14 protein-coding genes and 1 other annotated feature are annotated in these 18143 nt (G+C 40.5%); of the genes, 11 read left to right on the plus strand and 3 right to left on the minus strand.

What is annotated here, in order from left to right:
* Nucleotides 1-165: 165 nt before the first annotated feature.
* From A5875_RS00195 to A5875_RS00235, 9 genes are all read left to right on the plus strand, one after another.
* On the plus strand, nucleotides 166-1887 hold the full coding sequence (locus tag A5875_RS00195) for a septation ring formation regulator EzrA (protein WP_088931744.1): 1722 nt from the start codon (nucleotides 166-168) through the stop codon (nucleotides 1885-1887).
* Between the two features lie 178 nt (nucleotides 1888-2065).
* The gene (locus A5875_RS00200; protein ID WP_088931745.1) at nucleotides 2066-3208 is read left to right on the plus strand and encodes a cysteine desulfurase family protein; all 1143 of its coding nucleotides are present in this window, start codon (nucleotides 2066-2068) and stop codon (nucleotides 3206-3208) included.
* 40 nt (nucleotides 3209-3248) lie between these two features.
* Nucleotides 3249-4457 (plus strand): tRNA uracil 4-sulfurtransferase ThiI, encoded by a 1209-nt coding sequence (thiI, locus tag A5875_RS00205; RefSeq protein ID WP_088931746.1) that lies wholly within the window; start codon nucleotides 3249-3251, stop codon nucleotides 4455-4457.
* A 189-nt stretch (nucleotides 4458-4646) separates the two neighbouring features.
* Nucleotides 4647-5282: a redox-sensing transcriptional repressor Rex gene (locus A5875_RS00210; RefSeq protein ID WP_088931747.1), complete on the plus strand. Its 636-nt coding sequence runs from the start codon at nucleotides 4647-4649 to the stop codon at nucleotides 5280-5282.
* 33 nt (nucleotides 5283-5315) lie between these two features.
* Nucleotides 5316-5528: a binding site (T-box leader), on the plus strand.
* Between the two features lie 92 nt (nucleotides 5529-5620).
* On the plus strand, nucleotides 5621-8260 hold the full coding sequence (locus tag A5875_RS00215) for a valine--tRNA ligase (RefSeq protein WP_088931748.1): 2640 nt from the start codon (nucleotides 5621-5623) through the stop codon (nucleotides 8258-8260).
* A gap of 169 nt (nucleotides 8261-8429) precedes the next feature.
* Complete coding sequence (locus tag A5875_RS00220) at nucleotides 8430-9758, plus strand: bifunctional folylpolyglutamate synthase/dihydrofolate synthase (RefSeq protein ID WP_176244578.1); 1329 nt, start codon at nucleotides 8430-8432, stop codon at nucleotides 9756-9758.
* Complete coding sequence (locus A5875_RS00225; RefSeq protein WP_088931750.1) at nucleotides 9745-10404, plus strand: HAD family hydrolase; 660 nt, start codon at nucleotides 9745-9747, stop codon at nucleotides 10402-10404. The genes A5875_RS00220 and A5875_RS00225 overlap by 14 nt, the downstream gene beginning before the upstream one ends.
* Before the next feature lie 48 nt (nucleotides 10405-10452).
* Nucleotides 10453-11142, plus strand: a complete 690-nt coding sequence (gene radC, locus A5875_RS00230) for a RadC family protein (RefSeq protein ID WP_088931751.1) — start codon at nucleotides 10453-10455, stop codon at nucleotides 11140-11142.
* Nucleotides 11143-11293: 151 nt separating this feature from the next.
* A complete protein-coding gene (locus A5875_RS00235; protein ID WP_010781607.1) occupies nucleotides 11294-11494 on the plus strand; it encodes a cold-shock protein in 201 nt (66 codons plus the stop codon).
* Nucleotides 11495-11584: 90 nt separating this feature from the next.
* Here A5875_RS00235 and A5875_RS00240 read toward each other — a convergent pair whose 3' ends face one another.
* The 3 genes from A5875_RS00240 to A5875_RS00250 all read right to left on the minus strand — a co-directional run bounded on the left by A5875_RS00240 (nucleotide 11585) and on the right by A5875_RS00250 (nucleotide 14224).
* On the minus strand, nucleotides 11585-12088 hold the full coding sequence (locus A5875_RS00240; RefSeq protein ID WP_088931752.1) for a TetR/AcrR family transcriptional regulator: 504 nt from the start codon (nucleotides 12086-12088) through the stop codon (nucleotides 11585-11587).
* A 245-nt stretch (nucleotides 12089-12333) separates the two neighbouring features.
* On the minus strand, nucleotides 12334-14010 hold the full coding sequence (rnjA, locus tag A5875_RS00245) for a ribonuclease J1 (protein ID WP_088931753.1): 1677 nt from the start codon (nucleotides 14008-14010) through the stop codon (nucleotides 12334-12336).
* Between the two features lies 1 nt (nucleotide 14011).
* Nucleotides 14012-14224, minus strand: coding sequence for a DNA-directed RNA polymerase subunit epsilon (locus A5875_RS00250; protein ID WP_088931754.1), 213 nt, complete (start codon nucleotides 14222-14224; stop codon nucleotides 14012-14014).
* Between the two features lie 360 nt (nucleotides 14225-14584).
* Between A5875_RS00250 and A5875_RS00255 the strand changes: the two genes are divergently transcribed.
* Together A5875_RS00255 and A5875_RS00260 are read left to right on the plus strand one after the other, a co-directional pair.
* Entirely contained in the window at nucleotides 14585-16315 is a 1731-nt protein-coding gene (locus A5875_RS00255) for an ABC transporter ATP-binding protein (RefSeq protein WP_088931755.1), read from the plus strand.
* Nucleotides 16312-18072 (plus strand): ABC transporter ATP-binding protein, encoded by a 1761-nt coding sequence (locus A5875_RS00260; RefSeq protein WP_088931756.1) that lies wholly within the window; start codon nucleotides 16312-16314, stop codon nucleotides 18070-18072. Before A5875_RS00255 ends, A5875_RS00260 begins: the two co-directional genes overlap by 4 nt.
* Nucleotides 18073-18143 lie beyond the last annotated feature (71 nt).

Below are 18143 nucleotides of genomic sequence, written 5' to 3' on the forward strand. Positions count from 1 at the left end.
TATGAAGAGTGACTGTGCGATAAACATTTCAAAACGAATTCTAAACTAGCTAGTGAAGAGAAAAGTCTTTTGTGTTATAATCTACGTTAGATGTTTTCGCCAAAAAACAGAAAAATATGAACCATTAAATAAACTGAATCTTGTTAGTTGAAAGGAAAATCATACATGGGAAGTAATGTAATCATAGGGATCGTTATCGGCTTAGTCATTTTGGCTGCCGCTTTATACTTGATTGGTTATCTGATGAAGAAAAAGAATCAAGATCGCTTGAAAGAACTTGATAAAAGGAAAGAAGCGTTATTCGATCTTCCTGTCGTAGAAGAGGTCGATGAAGTGAAAAAAATGCACCTTGTCGGTCAAAGTCAGAATACTTTCCGTGAGTGGAATCAAAAATGGACAGATGTTTCGACAAAATCTTTTGCTGAATTAGAAAGTCAGATTTTTGAAGTTGAGAGTCAAAATGAAACATTCCGTTTCATGAAGGGCAAATCAGCGATTGAAAGTGCAGAACGTACAATGACAGAGATGGAAGAAGAAGTCGAAGGCATTCGTACAGGATTAAAAGAATTAAGAGAAACTGAAGAGCGCAACTCCTTGGCTGTACAACAGGCCTTGGATGTTTTTGAAGAATTGAAGAAGGATTTGAAAGAAAAGAAAGACAGCTTTGGTCCTGCTTTGCCGGAAATTCAAAAGCAAGTGAAAAATGTTGAGATCGAGTTTACCCAATTCGTAACCTTGAATACTTCAGGCGATCCGATTGAAGCTCGGGAAGTCTTAGATGATGCTGAAAAACACACTTATGAAGTTCAAGCAACCATGCAAAAAGTTCCAACCATCTATGAAGATTTAGAAAAGACATTCCCAAGTCAAATTGATGAGTTAGAAAAAACATATAAGAAGATGATGGCAGACAATTTTGTCTTGCCAGAAGATGATTTCGAAGCTCGTTTAGAAAAAGTGAAGAAACACGTAGAACGTTCATTAGAAGATTTAGAAAAAATCGAATTAAGCACTGTTGAAACAGCTAATAAAGAGACGGCAGAATTAATCGATGAGCTTTACGATGTATTGGAAAAAGAATTCGAAGCGAAAAAATATGTTATGACCAATCGCAAAACGATCGGTGAATATATCGCTCATGCTTCTCGCAATAATCATCAGTTAATGGTGGAATTAGATCATACTTCTCAAAGCTATGCTTTGAATAATAATGAATTGGGTCGTGCCCGCGGATTCCAAACAGAGATCGAAGAATTGGAACGCCGCAATCGCAATATGGATCCGCAGATCGATAAGCATGAACTGCCATATTCGGAAGTCCAAGTATTTTATAAAGATGCTTTTAAAGTCTTAGACGATATTGAAACAAAACAAGTTGAGATCGACGACGATCTGCATGATTTACGCAAAGGTGAAAAGGAAGCTTCTGCTAAAATCGAGAAATATGAATTCCGCTTGCGCAACTTGAAACGTTATGTAGAACAACAGCGTTTACCTGGATTGCCAGGTGATTACTTAGAATTCTTCTTTGTAGCAACTGATCGTGTAGAAGAATTGAGCAAATCATTGAACAAGATTCGGATCAACATGCAAGACATCAATAAATTAGTCAGTCTTTGCGATGAAGACATGGAAATGTTGGATCAAAAGACTTACGACTTAGTCGATGCCGCAGCATTGACGGAACAAATGATGCAATATGCAAATCGTTATCGTCACACGCACCCTGAAATCAAAAGTGCAATTGAAAATAGTTTAGAACTATTTAACAAAGAATACCGTTATCAAGATGCCTTAGATGAAATCGGCACAGCACTTGAACGGGTTGAACCAGGGGCATTCAAACGAATTGAAGACTTTTATTTTAACAACCGAGATTTAGTATAAGCTGAGCGATATGCTCGGCTTTTTTTGTGCAAATTAATTCTTGTTCGTTTAAATAAATTCGTTGTATCAAAAGTTATGTTAGGATAGTTTAGGAAACTCTTCTTATTTATAAGGAATACTTGAAGACTTGCGGCATTCTCGCTATAATAGGAAAGAATTTTTGAAGGAAGGTCAGAGAATGATTTATTTTGATAGTAGTGCAACGACTGCAATTTATCCGTTAGCACTTGATACATATGTAAAAACGAGTCAACGCATTATGGGAAATCCATCCAGCTTGCATGATTTAGGAACACAGGCGAATCGCTTGCTGCAACAAGCGCGAAAGCAGATCGCGGAGCTTTTGGATGTTCAAGCAGGTGAAATATTTTTTACTAGCGGAGGCACTGAGGGTGATAACTGGGTATTGAAGGGGACTGCGATCGCTAAGCGAGGATACGGAAACCACATTATTATTTCTAGCGTAGAGCATCCGGCAGTTGGCCGCACTGCCGAACAATTGAAAGAACTTGGGTATGATGTGAGTGTCGCTCCTGTTGATCAAAATGGTTTTGTTCAAGTAGAAAAATTGGCAGAATTAATTCGGCCTGAAACGATTTTGGTTTCAGTGATGGGTGTTAATAATGAGATGGGCGCGATCCAGCCAATTGAAGCTATCAGTGATATTTTGGAAAATTATCCAACGATCCATTTTCATGTGGATGCCGTACAAGCTATCGGAAAAGTTGATCAAGCTAAATGGCTAACACCGCGGGTTGATTTTGCGACTTTCTCTGCTCACAAATTCCATGGACCGCGTGGAGTCGGCTTTATTTATTGGAAAACTGGGAAAAAGTTAGCTCCTTTACTTAATGGTGGCGGTCAGGAAAATGGACAAAGGGCAACGACAGAAAATCTTCCAGCTATTGTAGCTATGAGCCGTGCGTTGCGAATGCATCTTGAAAAAAGAGCCGAACGCCCTAATCATACGGCCGTTATTCGTCAGTATTTGAAAGAGGCGCTAGCCAGCTATGACAAAGTAAGGATTTTTTCAGGGGATGAAAACTTTGCTCCTCACATTTTGACCTTCGGAATTAAAGGAATTCGTGGTGAGGTTTTAGTTCATGCCTTAGAAGAAAAACAAATTTTCGTCTCGACCACGAGTGCTTGCTCTAGTCGTAAAAAAGTGGATAGTTCAACTCTCCATGCGATGAATGTTCCCCATGATATTGCTACAACGGCCGTACGTGTTAGTTTGGATGAGGCCAGTACGATGGCAGAGGCAGAACAATTTATGGTGGTATTCAACCATCTATACGATAAATTTTCAAAGATCAATTAAATGAAAAGCAATATTTAAATAGTAAATAAGGAGAATGATCGTGCAATATACTGAAATTATGGTGCGTTATGGCGAGTTGTCGACCAAGGGAAAGAATCGTCGAAGCTTCATCATGCGACTAGCACAAAATGTACGGGGAGCATTGGCTGAATTTCCTGATTTGAAGATTCACGCAGATCGTGACCGGATGCATATTTTATTAAATGGGGAAGATAGCCGCCTCGTTTTACCTAAGTTAGAAAAAGTCTTTGGAATTCAAAATTTTTCCCCTAGTATTCGCGTTGAAAAAAGTTTGGATGCATTAAAGCAAATGACACAACAGATTATGAAAGAAGTCTACACTGGAAGGGAAACCTTTAAAATCACAGCTAAACGCAGTGATCATCAATTTGAATTAGATAGTCAAGAGCTGCAGCAGTTTTTAGGAGATGCTGTGATGGATGTTTGTCCGGATATTAAGGCGCAGATGAAGCGGCCGGATATCAATCTGCGGGTGGAGATTCGTCGTGATGGCGCGTATCTTTCATATGAAACGATCAAAGGAGCTGGCGGCTTGCCAGTGGGGACTAGCGGTCGCGGTATGTTGATGTTGTCTGGTGGGATTGATTCGCCTGTTGCCGGCTACTTAGCAATGAAGCGCGGCGTTGAGATCGAAGCAGTTCATTTTGCAAGTCCGCCGTATACGAGTGAGCAAGCATTGCAAAAGGCGAAGGACTTAACGGAAAAATTAACTCCGTATGTCGGCAATATTCAGTTTATTGAAGTGCCTTTCACTGAGATTCAAGAAGAAATCAAGCAGCATAGTCCGCAAGGCTATTGGATGACATTAACCAGACGAATGATGCTGCGTTTAACTGATGCGATTCGTGAAATGCGCCATGGCTTAGTGATCATTAATGGGGAATCTTTGGGACAGGTTGCCTCACAAACGTTACACAGCATGGTAGCTATCAATGAAGTTACGACTACACCGATTATTCGTCCAGTCGTGACGATGGACAAAACAGAGATTATCGAGCTGGCAGAAAAAATTGATACCTTTGAACTGGCGATCCAACCGTTTGAGGACTGCTGTACGATTTTTGCACCGCCACAGCCAAAAACGCGCCCAAAATTGGACAAGGTTCTAGAATTAGAAGAACGTTTCGATATTGAAGGGTTGATGGCTCGTTGTTTAGCAGGACTGAAGTTTGAAGAAATCGCTCCTGCTCAGGCAGAAAAAAACGAAGAGTTTGCAGAGTTCTTATAATTATTTTGAGCAAGAAAGGATACTTTCTTGCTCTTTTTTTGGCAAACGATTGTTATTGCTTTTTTTACATGTTAAAATCATTTATGTGAAGTGTTTAACAAACAAATTTATTTCTATCTTAAACGGTAGATTTGCAGATGACATGAAAAGCAAAAAAATAATTCATTAAGATAAACAAGGAGAACGACCATGGAGCGGATCATTCAAAAACCACAACTATCAAAAGCGACAACCAAAAGGCTGTCTTTGTACCTGCGTTGCTTAAAAGGCTTGGAAAAAAATGGTATTACCCGCGTTAAATCTTCTGAGCTGAGTAAAATGACTCAAGTCGGATCTGCAACGATTCGTCGGGACTTTTCTCATTTTGGCGAGTTAGGCAGAAGCGGTTATGGCTATGATGTCAGCGACTTGATCAAAGTTTTCAGCGATATGCTGGAAACCAAGGAAGAAAAGCGAATTGCACTGATTGGCTGTGGAAATCTAGGCCAAGCGCTTTTAAATAATAATTTTCGGCGCAATGAGAATTTAAACATCGTTTGTGCATTTGATAATGATCCTGAAAAAGTTGGTAAAGAAATTTGCGGCTATTATATCCATTCAATTGATGAAATGGATGATGTATTGGCAAAAGAAAAAATTACCGTTGCGATCTCAACGGTTCCCAGCCAAAATGCCCAAAGAGCGATCAATCAAGTGGTTGCTAACGGGGTCACAGCGATCTTGAATTTTGCTCCAGATCCGTTGAAAGTACCGGATAATGTTCATGTGCACTATATTGATTTAACCTCTGAGCTGCAGACGTTGATTTATTTTGATGGTCAGTAGGACTTTACAAGTTTCTGACTTCATTGTAGAATGATTCAGACGATGAACAAGAGGAGTACGTGAGAAGCGAAGTTTAAGAGAGAAGATGCATGGCTGAGACATCTTTACTTTGGCTCATGGAAGGTAGCTTGGGAGTTTGCGATCTGAAGCAAGTAAGAGCGCACGGCACATGACCGTTAGAGCATGTTTGAGCGGCAGAAGTCTTTTCTGCAATTTAGGTGGTACCGCGTAATTTACGTCCTAGAACACATTTGTGTTCTAGGACTTTTTTATTCGTTCAGAATTTCTGAACTAGGAAACATAAATCACCCACAAAACAATCATTAGGAGGAACTTATATGACTGAAAATTTACCAACAAAATTCAATCCGCAAGAAGTTGAGGCGGGTCGCTACCAAAAATGGTTAGATCAGGATTTATTCAAACCATCAGAAGATAAACAAGCAAAACCCTATTCAATCGTAATCCCACCGCCAAACGTAACTGGAAAGCTGCACTTAGGACACGCTTGGGACACGACTTTACAAGACATGATCATTCGTCAAAAACGGATGCAGGGTTTTGATACGTTATGGCTGCCGGGAATGGACCATGCAGGGATCGCTACTCAAGCAAAGGTTGAAGAAAAATTAAGAGAACAAGGGATTTCTCGTTATGATCTTGGCCGTGAAAAGTTCGTCGATCAAGTTTGGGAATGGAAAGATGAATATGCCGGACATATTCGGGAGCAATGGGCAAAACTAGGCTTATCACTTGATTATGGACGTGAACGTTTCACCTTGGATGACGGATTGTCTGATGCAGTTCGTAAAGTCTTTGTTTCTTTATACGAAAAGGATTTGATTTACCGCGGCGAGTACATTATCAATTGGGACCCGCAAGCTAAGACGGCTTTATCTGATATTGAAGTTATTCATAAGGATCTAGAGGGTGCTTTCTATCATGTATCTTATCCGCTTGCTGACGGCAGCGGTGTATTGGAGATCGCGACAACGCGACCTGAAACAATGTTGGGAGATACGGCGATCGCGGTTCACCCTGATGATGAGCGCTATCAAGACTTGATCGGTAAGAAAGCCATTTTACCATTAGTTAATAAGGAAATTCCGATTATTGCAGATAGTTACGTGGAACGTGAATTTGGAACTGGGGCTGTGAAGATTACCCCTGCTCATGATCCTAATGACTTTGAAGTTGGTAACCGCCATGATTTGCCGCGGGTTAATGTAATGAATGCAGACGGCAGCATGAACGACCTAGCTGGTAAATATGCCGGTATGGATCGTTTCGAAGCTCGCAAAGCGATTGTTGCTGATCTTAAAGAAATTGGTCGTTTAATTAAAGTTGAAAAAATGGTTCACAGTGTGGGGCATTCTGAAAGAACCGGTGTGGTTGTTGAGCCGCGGTTATCTACCCAATGGTTTGTTAAGATGGGACCGTTGGCAGATCAAGCAGTGAAAAATCAAAGCACCGACAATGCAGTAGAATTCTTCCCGCCTCGTTTTAATAATACCTTTATGACCTGGATGGAAAATGTTCATGACTGGGTAATCTCTCGTCAATTATGGTGGGGCCATCGTATTCCGGCTTGGTATCACAAAGAAACTGGAGAAATGTATGTTGGCATGGAAGCACCGACGGATAGTGAAAACTGGGAACAAGATCCAGACGTATTGGATACTTGGTTCAGTTCAGCATTATGGCCGTTTTCTACGATGGGTTGGCCTGATGAGGAAAGCGAAGACTACAAACGCTACTTCCCAACCAGCACATTAGTGACCGGCTACGATATCATTTTCTTCTGGGTTAGCCGGATGATCTTCCAAAGTTTAGAGTTCACTGATGAACGTCCATTTAAAAATGTTCTAATCCATGGATTGATTCGTGATGAGCAAGGACGTAAGATGAGCAAGTCGCTAGGCAACGGAATCGATCCAATGGACGTCATTGAAAAATATGGTGCCGATGCACTGCGCTGGTTCTTATCAACTGGTTCCGCACCGGGTCAAGATGTTCGTTTCAGCTATGAGAAAATGGATGCAGCTTGGAACTTCATTAATAAAATCTGGAACGCCTCTCGTTTTGTAATCATGAATGTTGAAGGATTTACTGTTGCAGATATTGACTTTTCTGGAGAAAAAACCGTTGCAGATCGTTGGATCTTAACGCGTTTGAACGAAACGATCGAAAAAGTAACGAATTTATTTGATCAATTTGAATTTGGTGAAGCGGGTCGTCAATTATACAATTTCATGTGGGATGATTTCTGTGACTGGTACATTGAAATGAGTAAAGAGATTCTTTACGGTGAAGATGAAGCAGCCAAGCAAACGACGAAGAGTATTTTAGTGTATGTCTTAGACCAAACATTACGTCTATTGCACCCAATCATGCCGTTTGTAACAGAAGAAATTTGGGCTAAGATTCCTCATACCGGCGAATCCTTAGTTGTAGCTGACTATCCAGTCGTTCATCCAGAAAACAACGATGAATCAGCGGCTAAAGGAATGGAAGTTTTGAAGGAACTGATTCGTTCTGTTCGGAATATTCGCGCTGAAGTGAATACGCCGCTGTCAAAACCAATCACCTTGCTGATTAAAACAAGTGATCCAAAGGTAGATGAATTCTTGATCGAAAACACCAGCTACATCGAACGCTTCTGTAATCCAGAAGAATTAGTGATTGCCAGTGATATTACGGCGCCTGATTTAGCGATGTCTGCGGTATTGACTGGTGCGGAAATTTATCTTCCATTAGCTGGCTTGATCAACATCGAAGAAGAAATCAAACGTTTGGAAAAAGAATTAGCAAAATGGACTGGTGAAGTGAAACGTGTTCAAGGAAAATTAGCCAACGAACGCTTTGTAGCAAATGCACCGGAAAATGTCGTTGCTGAAGAACGTGAGAAAGAAAAAGATTATTTAGAAAAACAAGCCGCTGTTCAAGAACGTATTGAAAGCTTGCGGACGATTTCTTAAAAAGAATAATTGATTAAATGGGTGCAGCTTTGTTAAGGCTGCACCTATTTTTTTTGTTAAATGGAATGAATTATTAAAAATTTCTCTTCTTTTAAAAGAATTCATCTGCGCAGCGCAATCTTTCTTTGATAATCTTTGCTATACTAGAGGCATGCAAAAATTGATGTAAATGAGGCGAATAATTTTGACGATAGAAGAAGCGATTGCTTGGATTCATAGTCGGAAAAAATTTGGGTCGCGCCCAGGTTTAGATCGTATCCAAGCTTTATTGAATAAAGTAGAAAATCCTGAAAAAAAAGTACCTGTGATCCATATCGCCGGTACGAATGGTAAAGGGTCAACAGTTGCCTATTTACGCAGCATTTTGATGGAAGCAGGAGTAACAGTAGGCAGCTTCACATCACCTTATATTGAAGAGTTCAATGAACGGATCGCGATTGATGCGAAACCAATCCCTGACACTGCACTGATTCAATATGTTGAGAAGTACCAACCGATCGTGGCTGAGTTAGATCAAGATCCGGCGATCAACGGTATCACGGAATTTGAAATTTTAACCGCAATCATGCTGGATTATTTCGCCGCTGAAAAGATCGATGTTGCCATCGTCGAGGTTGGGTTAGGCGGATTGCTTGATTCAACGAATGTAGTGGAACCGATTTTGACTGCGATCACTACGATTGGTTATGATCATATGGAGGTTTTAGGAGACACGTTAAATGAGATCGCACAGCAAAAAGCAGGGATCATCAAAAAAAATACACCAGTAGTCACAGGAAAAATCACGACAGGTCCCTTAATTGAGATCGTTGAAAAAGCTGTGACTGAAACGGCAAAGGTCTATCGCTATGGTGAAGAATATCAGGTAGATTATTTACGACCAGATGCTGCATGGGGGGAACTGTTCAGTTTTACTGATCGCGCAGGGAAACTTTCTTCTCTTAAAGTTCCATTATTAGGACGGCATCAAGTCGAAAACGCTGGAGTTGCCATTGAGCTCTTTCATTTATATTGCGATCAGCAAGGTCTGCCATTTGAGGAAAAGACGATCCAAAAAGGTTTGGCAAAGGCGCAATGGCCCGCACGGATGGAAAAGATCAGTGAAGAGCCCTTGATCGTCATGGATGGGGCTCACAATGGTCATGCTATCAAACGTTTAGTAGAGAATGTAAAACGTGAATTTCGCGATTACAATATCAAAATTCTTTTTTCAGCATTAGAAACAAAAGACATCGATCAAATGCTGACGCTGCTTTTAGAGATTCCCAACGCCCGTATTTATTTAACGACGTTTGAATATCCTAAAGCGTTGAATCTTAGCCGATTTGATAAATTGGACAGCCGCTTCGAAGTTGTTTCACTGTGGCAGTTTGGCTTAGGTGAGTTGTTGGAAGATATGGGGGACGATGATTTACTATTAATTACAGGATCACTGTACTTCGTTTCTGAAGTACGTCAATTATTATTAACCTTAGGAGGTACGAATGAAAAAAGTTAAGGGAATTATTTTCGACATGGATGGTCTGTTGTTTGATACAGAGTCGATTTATTGTGAAGCGAACTTAGTCGTGGCGGATAAATACGACATTCCTTTCACGAAGGAAACCTATGCTCGTTTTATCGGTATTTCGGATGAAGAAGTATGGGCAGAATTGCACAAAATGTATGCGGACCATGGTGAAGAGACCGTGCAAAAATTTATCGACGAAAGCTGGGGAATGGCACATGACCGATTCAAAACAGGTGAGGTTGATTTGAAGCCCGGTGTTCATGAGCTGCTCGCTTATTTGGAAGAAAAAGAAATCCCGCGGGTGTTGGCTTCAAGTAATGTCCGACCTGTCATTGAAATCTTATTGGAGCATGCAGGCATCCGAGATAAATTTTCAGATATTATTTCTGCAGAAGACGTGAAATTTGCCAAACCAGATCCAGAAATTTTTGTGATCGCTGCCGAACGCTTGGGCATGAGCGGCGCAGATTGCTTAGTGCTGGAGGATTCAAAAAATGGTATTTTAGCGGCAGAGGGTGCGGGTGTTCCGGTTGTGATGGTACCGGATATTGTACCTCCGACGGCTGAACTAAGAGAAAAGACAGAAGCAGTTTTTACATCGCTGCATGATGTGATTGAATTTTTAGAAGATTAATCAAAACTCCTTTGCGTACTTTATTGAAAGTAGGTAAAGGAGTTTTTTATGGAGAAGAGTTTATTATTACAAGAGCTGCCAGAAAGTTCTTGGCCGCGAGAACGTTTGCTGCGAGAAGGGGAAAAGCATTTATCGGATCAAGAATTATTGGCGATCATTTTGCGGAATGGTTCGCGTCAGCAAAATGTCATGGAGTTGGCGGGGAGCATTTTGCGAAAATATCCAGCGCTATACGATTTGAAACATGCCACGCTGCAGGAACTCCAACAATTTAAAGGAATTGGTGAGACTCGGGCAATCGAGCTCAAGGCGATGATGGAATTCGGTTATCGGATCAATCGAGCGTTGCAGCCAAAGATGGGGAAGGTTCAGTCCAGCTTTTCATTAGGGCAGCTTTTGATCTCTGAGTTGAAAGACTGTCAGCAGGAACATTTGGTGGCCTTCTTTTTAAATACTAAAAATGAGATCATTTTACAAAAGACGATCTTCATCGGATCACTCAATCAAAGCATTGCTCACCCAAGAGAGATATTTCGTGAAGCTGTCCGAATCAGTGCGGCACGGGTCGCTTTAGGGCATAACCATCCTTCAGGAAATCCCACCCCTTCGCAGAATGATTTGGATTTCACGGAACGAGTCAAGGAGTGTGGAGCGATGATGGGAATCGAGCTATTAGACCACATTATTGTCGGAGAAACCAAATATTTCAGTTTACGTGAAGAAAATTACTTAAAGTAGCGATTGAAAACCCTTGCGCCTAGGCTAAAACCAGTGTTAAACTATTATTGTAATTTTGTTTGAGTTGCGAGTTGGTACACATATGTTTCCCTTTTCGTAAGCCAGCAATGTTACAATCAATAAGTGCTTAGGCACGAGGAGGATTTTATTCATGGAAAACGGAACAGTAAAATGGTTTAACGCAGAAAAAGGTTTTGGCTTCATCACTCGTGAAGATGGCAGCGATGTATTCGTACATTTCTCAGCTATCCAAGGCGACGGCTTCAAAACATTAGAAGAAGGACAAGCAGTAACTTTCGATGTTGAAGAAAGCGATCGCGGACCTCAAGCAGCTAACGTTAACAAGCAATAAAACCACAAAGCCTTAGAGAAATTTCTCTAAGGCTTTTTTTCTGCTAAAAAAGGTTTATGGAAATCCTACAACTCTGATTCACTAAAGAGTTTAGCTTTCAAAAGAAAATTGAAAGAGCCGATCTTCTTCTAAATCATCAGTATGATTGGCATCATTGATGGCCAATGCGGCCTTACCAATACAATACTGCCAGAAAAAATCAAAAAAGACGGGATTACACTTCTCAGGCTGAATTGTACTAAAAACATCACTTGTTACTTGTTTGACTAGTTGAATCGTTTCAGAATCCTGTAAGAAAAAGCGGTGAAACTCATCTGGATAATCTGTTGCGTAATTTGTGATAGCTGTTGATAGGGCTTGCAATGATTTTGGTTCTTGATCTTCTATGAAATCTTGGTATTTAACTATGATGCGATTGGTTAAAACCGATTTCAACTCAGCTAAATTGGCAAATTCACGATAGATCGGTTGAGTCGAGCAGGCAATATGTTTTGCGATATTGCGAGCATGAAATTTTTTAAACCCTTCATTGATGATTAATTGGTAGGCGCCATCAATGATATGGCTCCGTTGCACGCGTTGTGTTCTTACCATAGTTTATCTTCCTTTATTCTAAATTCAAGAAACTTTAAAATAACTAGCGTTAGTTATTTATTCTTTCTAGCTAACTTTCATTGTGCAAATAATCCAATTGTTTGTCAATTGATTTTGTTGTATTTTCATGAAAATAATATTCTTTTTTGCATAAAAAAGGCTGTTTAAAGAAATGAAGAAGTAGTTGTTCATTTTGATAATAAAATAAAAAAACATCTATCTGATTTGTCAGATAGATGTTTTTGTTAGTTATCAGGTGTCATGATCATCGGTAAGATCATCGGATGACGTTCTGTTTGATCAAATAGGAATGGCTGCAAAGCTGCGACCATTGCATTTTTTAGTTTTGTTTCGGTACATCCCGCTTCATTCAAAGCTTCGCGTAATGCATGGAATAAAATTCGTTGGCCTTCATTGATCATTTCACCAGATTCTCTCATGTAAACAAATCCACGAGATAAAATATCTGGACCAGCCAGAATTTCTTTCTTTTCGATATCTACGGTAGCAACCGCTAAAACTAATCCTTCTTCAGAAAGAATTCGGCGATCACGTAATACGACATTACCAATATCGCCGATTCCGCTGCCATCAACGTACACATCGCTAGCATTGAAGTGACCTGCGCGGCGAGCGCTGTCTGCTGTTAATGCTAGCATGTCGCCGTTTTCCATAATGAAGCAATTTTCTTCTGGAACACCAGTGTCCTGAGCTAAGCCCGTATGGATTTTCAACATGCGGAATTCACCATGGATCGGAACAAAGTACTTTGGTTTCATTAAACGCAACATCAATTTTTGTTCTTGCTGACTGCCGTGACCGGAAGTATGGATGTTGTTCACTTTACCATGAATGACTTCAGCACCCGCCTCGGAAAGCAAGTTGATCAAATGATTGACACTCGTCGTATTGCCAGGGATTGGTGAACTTGAAAAAATCACGGTATCATCTGGTTGAATTTGTATCTGACGGTGTGTCCCATTAGCGATTCGTGAAAGAGCCGCCATTGGTTCACCTTGAGACCCCGTACATAGGATCATTAATTCATTGGCAGGTAAATGATTGATTTCATGGGCATCAACGAATGTGCCATCGGGAACGGTAATATAACCCAATTTTTGCCCATTAACAATCGCATTTTCCATACTACGTCCGAAGACCGCTATTTTACGTCCAGTTGCGACAGCGGCATTAGCAGCTTGTTGCAGACGTGAAATATTGGAAGCGAAGGTAGCGAAGATGATCCGACCTTCGATTTTTTCCATGATCCGTAAGATCGATTGCCCAATTGTCTGTTCGGATTTAGTGAAAGTAGGGACTTCTGCATTGGTACTATCAGAAAGCAGACACAAGACGCCTTCTTCGCCAAGCTTAGCCATACGATGCAGGTTGGCCGGCTGACCTACCGGAGTAAAGTCAAATTTGAAGTCGCCGGTTTCCACAATGTTGCCAGAAGGCGTTTTAACTACGACACCTAATGGATCGGGAATACTGTGAGTGGTACGGAAAAAACTGACTGACGTTTTTCGGAAACGAATCACGGAATCTTCTTCGATTTCATGTAATTCGGCGTCACGTAATAATCCGTGCTCATCTAATTTATTTTTGATCAAAGCCAAAGCTAATGCGCCCGCATAGATTGGAATATTAGCCTGCTTCAATAGATAAGGCACACCACCGATATGGTCCTCGTGACCATGTGTGATAACGAGTGCTTTTACCTTATTAATATTTTGGACTACGTAACTAAAATCGGGAATGACATAATCAATTCCTAATAGGTCATCTTCCGGAAACTTTATTCCAGCATCGATGATGATAATCTCATCTTGGAATTGAACCCCATACATATTTTTTCCGATTTCGCCCAATCCACCAATGGCAAAGACACCAGTCTCATTGTTTTTTAGCGAAAGTTTCATGCTAGAACTCCGTTAACTTGAAGTCGGCATTTTCTTTTTCGTATTCTAAATGATTGCCTTCTAAAAGTTGAATGTATTCCACGTTATATGGGGTGTTCTCGCGTAATAAATTGTGTACTACTTCTTCATTTTCTGCTTCCAAATAGAGTGATTGTGTCTGCTCACGTTTTGGGTTGCGGTCTTTGGTTTCTTGATAATAAACTTTGTAAATCATGAATCTATCTCCTTTATTTGCTTAATAGCAATTTTTTCCACGACAAAATGAGGGGCGATTGCCACCTATTTTTTTATGCTCGACATCTTAGCTCCTGCTAAAACATTGAGAAGAAGCCTCGTCTTTGCTTCTTGCTTGAAAAAACAATTTCACCGTTCATTGGGTTGTTCTTACAACAATTACTTGTAGTTTATCACAGAATAAATAAGAAGTATAGAAACTAGGAAGTGAAATGAGGATTACTTAGAAATTTTCAGAAAGTCCAAAAAACAAAAATAAAAAAGCAAATTACTGAGCAGACAGAAGTCTTTTATTTATGCTATATTGGAGTCATTACGGTATAGAAAGAGGCGAGAAAAAATGAAGTTGATGTTGCGGTATACCTTGCGCTACAAAAAGCTATTATTGTTTGATTTCATCAGTGTTTTCGGATTTATCTTGATTGAGTTGGGGTTGCCGACGATTTTGGCTATGATGATCGATAAGGGAATTGGGAATAACGATTTTAATTATGTACAGAAGATGGGTATCATAATGATTGCGATTACGGTCGTTGGGATAGTCATGAGCATTTCATTACGATACTTCAGTTCTCAGATTACCTCTAGAATGGTTGCAGCTATTCGTGATGATCTTTTTGAAAAAGTTCAAACCTTCTCCCATTCAGAGTATGAGCAAATTGGTGTACCATCTTTAATTACTAGAGCGACAAATGATGCCTATCAGATTATGTTGTTCATGCAAAATATTTTAACTACCGGGTTTATGACTCCAATGATGTTTGGAATGAGTTTGTATTTGATCATGCGGACGAGTCCTGGTTTAGGAATTTATGTGCTGTTATCACTGCCGATTTTATTATTAGCAGTTATCTTAATAGCGAAATATTCTGAACCGTTATCGACCAAGCAGCAAAAAAACTTGGACAATATTAACGGGATCTTACGGGAAAACCTTTCAGGTCTGCGAGTAATCCGTGCCTTCGTCAATGAAAAATTCGAAGAAATGCGTTTCCGACTAGTTAACGATGCCTATACAAATAGCTCAAAAAGCTTATTTCATTTGATGGCAGTGGCACAGCCGGGATTTTTCTTCCTATTTAATATAGTAATGGTTCTAATTATTTGGAATGGAACGGTTCAGATTAGTGATGGCTCTTTAGCAGTGGGAACATTGATTGCCTTCATTGAATACATCTTCCATGCATTGTTCTCGTTCATGCTCTTTGCGACGGTCTTCATGATGTATCCGCGAGCGAATGTTTCGGCCCAACGGATTCAAGAAGTTTTTGATATGGACCCGATCATTAAAGACAATCCTGAAAAAGTAATAGAACTGACTGAAAAAAGTACCCTAGAATTTCGTGATGTAACCTTTGCTTATCCAGGACACTCGGAAAGTCCTGTAATTCGCAATGTTAGTTTTACAGCCAAACCCGGTGAGACAGTCGCTTTTATCGGAAGCACGGGTTCTGGAAAATCAACCTTGATTCAATTGATCCCGCGTTTCTATGATGTGACAGAGGGACAAGTCTTAGTTGACGGGCGAGATGTACGCGAGTATCGTCTGAAAGACCTGCGAGAAAAAATCGGCTATATTCCGCAAAAGGCGCAATTATTTACCGGAACAATTGAAGATAATCTGCGTTACGGGAAAAAAGACGCGACTCAAGAAGAGATGGAGCAGGCAGCAGAAATTGCTCAAGCTGCGGAATTTATTTCGCAAAAACCAGATGGATATCAAGAAGAATTGTCAGAAGGCGGCAGTAACTTTTCGGGTGGACAAAAACAACGACTAGCGATTGCCCGTGCGGTGATCCGTCGACCAGAAATCTATATCTTTGACGATAGCTTCTCCGCGTTGGATTATCAGACGGATGCCAAGCTGCGTGCTCGTCTGAAAAAGGAAACGACCGAATCCGCCGTTTTAATTGTGGCACAACGTGTTGGAACAATTATGCACGCGGATAAAATCGTTGTCCTAAATGAGGGAGACGTCGTTGGCATCGGAACACACCGCGAGTTGCTGGAAAACTGTCCAATTTACTATGACATTGCCGCATCACAGTTATCGAAGGAGGAATTGGCATGAGAAAATACACTTCTTCTTTAAAACGTTTGATGCATTATATCAATCCTTATAAAAAAACTTTTATTTTGGTCTTAATCCTAGCCATCGGAACACTGGTTTTAGGAACATGGATGCCTTACTTAACAGGGTTACCTACGACAGAGGTCAGTAAAAATATTGCTCAAGGCGATTCAATTAACTTTGATTATGTCTTTAAGTGGCTAGTCGTGATCGTGATTGTGGGTATAGCTTATAGCGGTACACAGTTAGGAACAGGCTGGCTGATGGCAAATGTTGTTCAATCAGCGATGCGTGATCTGCGAGAAGACATCGAAGCGAAAATCAATCGCTTGCCAGTCTCTTATTTTGATCGTAATCAACAAGGAAATATTTTATCACGCGTAACAAATGATGTAGATGCAGTTAGTAATGCGATGCAGCAGGCGATTATTAAGTCAATCAATGCTGTTTTGGGTATTTTACTGGCGGTTGCGATGATGTTTTACATCAATCCTATGATGGCGATCATTTCCATGATCATGATTCCATTGTCGATTGTCATCTCTAGAAAGATCGTTCAGATCTCACAAAAAGATTTCCAAGGAATGCAAAATTCACTTGGTGAGCTGAACGGTTTTGTACAAGAAAACATGACCGGCTTCAGTGTTTTAAAATTATATGGACGCGAGCAAGAAACTTTGGCCGGCTTCAGCGAGGTTAATCATAAATTACGTCGTTTTGGGTTTCGAGCGGCATTTGTTTCAAGTTTGATGCAGCCGCTGGTCCAATTGACAGCTTATGCAACCTACATTGCAATGGCGATTCTAGGAAGCTGGAACGTAATTCATGGTGTGATCTTAGTCGGACAATTACAAGCCTTCATCCAATATATTTGGCAAGTCAGCCAACCAATGGGCGAAATCACACAACTGTCTTCGATGATCCAAAGTGCTTCAGCTTCAGCCAAACGGGTTTTTGAAATTCTGGATGAACCAGAAGAAGAACTAAATGAGCAGGACTTGTCGCTATCAGAGCCAGTGCAAGGCAATGTAGTGTTCGATCATGTAAAATTCAGTTATGATCCAAAGAAACCGCTGATTGAAGATTTAAGTTTTGAAGTTAAAGCCGGCGAAACGGTCGCGATCGTTGGGCCGACTGGAGCCGGAAAGACGACCTTAATCAATTTGTTAATGCGTTTTTATGACATTAATAGCGGGAAAATTTTAATTGATGGTGTGAATACACAAGAAATGAATCGTTCTGACGTTCGTTCATTATTTGGAATGGTTTTACAGGATGCATGGTTGTATGAGGGAACGATCGGCGATAATATCCGTTTCGGTCGTTTAGAAGCAACTGATTATGAAGTTGTCGATGCAGCGAAGACCGCGAATGTCGATCACTTCATTCGAACGATGCCAGGCGGCTATGAGATGGAAATCAATTCTGAGGGAAATAATGTTTCTCTCGGACAGAAACAACTGCTGACGATCGCGCGAGCGATCATCTCCGACCCTAAAATCCTAATTTTGGATGAGGCGACCAGTTCCGTGGATACACGTTTAGAAGGATTGATTCAAAAAGCGATGGATCGTGTGATGGAAGGACGGACAAGCTTTGTAATTGCCCATCGACTATCGACCATTCGTGATGCAGATCATATCTTAGTGATGCGTGATGGACAAATTATTGAACATGGTACACATAATGAGTTGCTAGCGCAAGGCGGTTTCTATGAACAGCTTTACAATAGTCAATTTATGGAAGAAGCAGAATAGATTTTTATGGGCAGCGCTTGCCAGCGCTGTCCTTTTTAAATTTAAAAGGATTATTACTGTATTATCCGTTA

The organism is Enterococcus sp. 3H8_DIV0648 (assembly GCF_002140655.1).
GTDB lineage: Bacteria > Bacillota > Bacilli > Lactobacillales > Enterococcaceae > Enterococcus_A > Enterococcus_A hulanensis.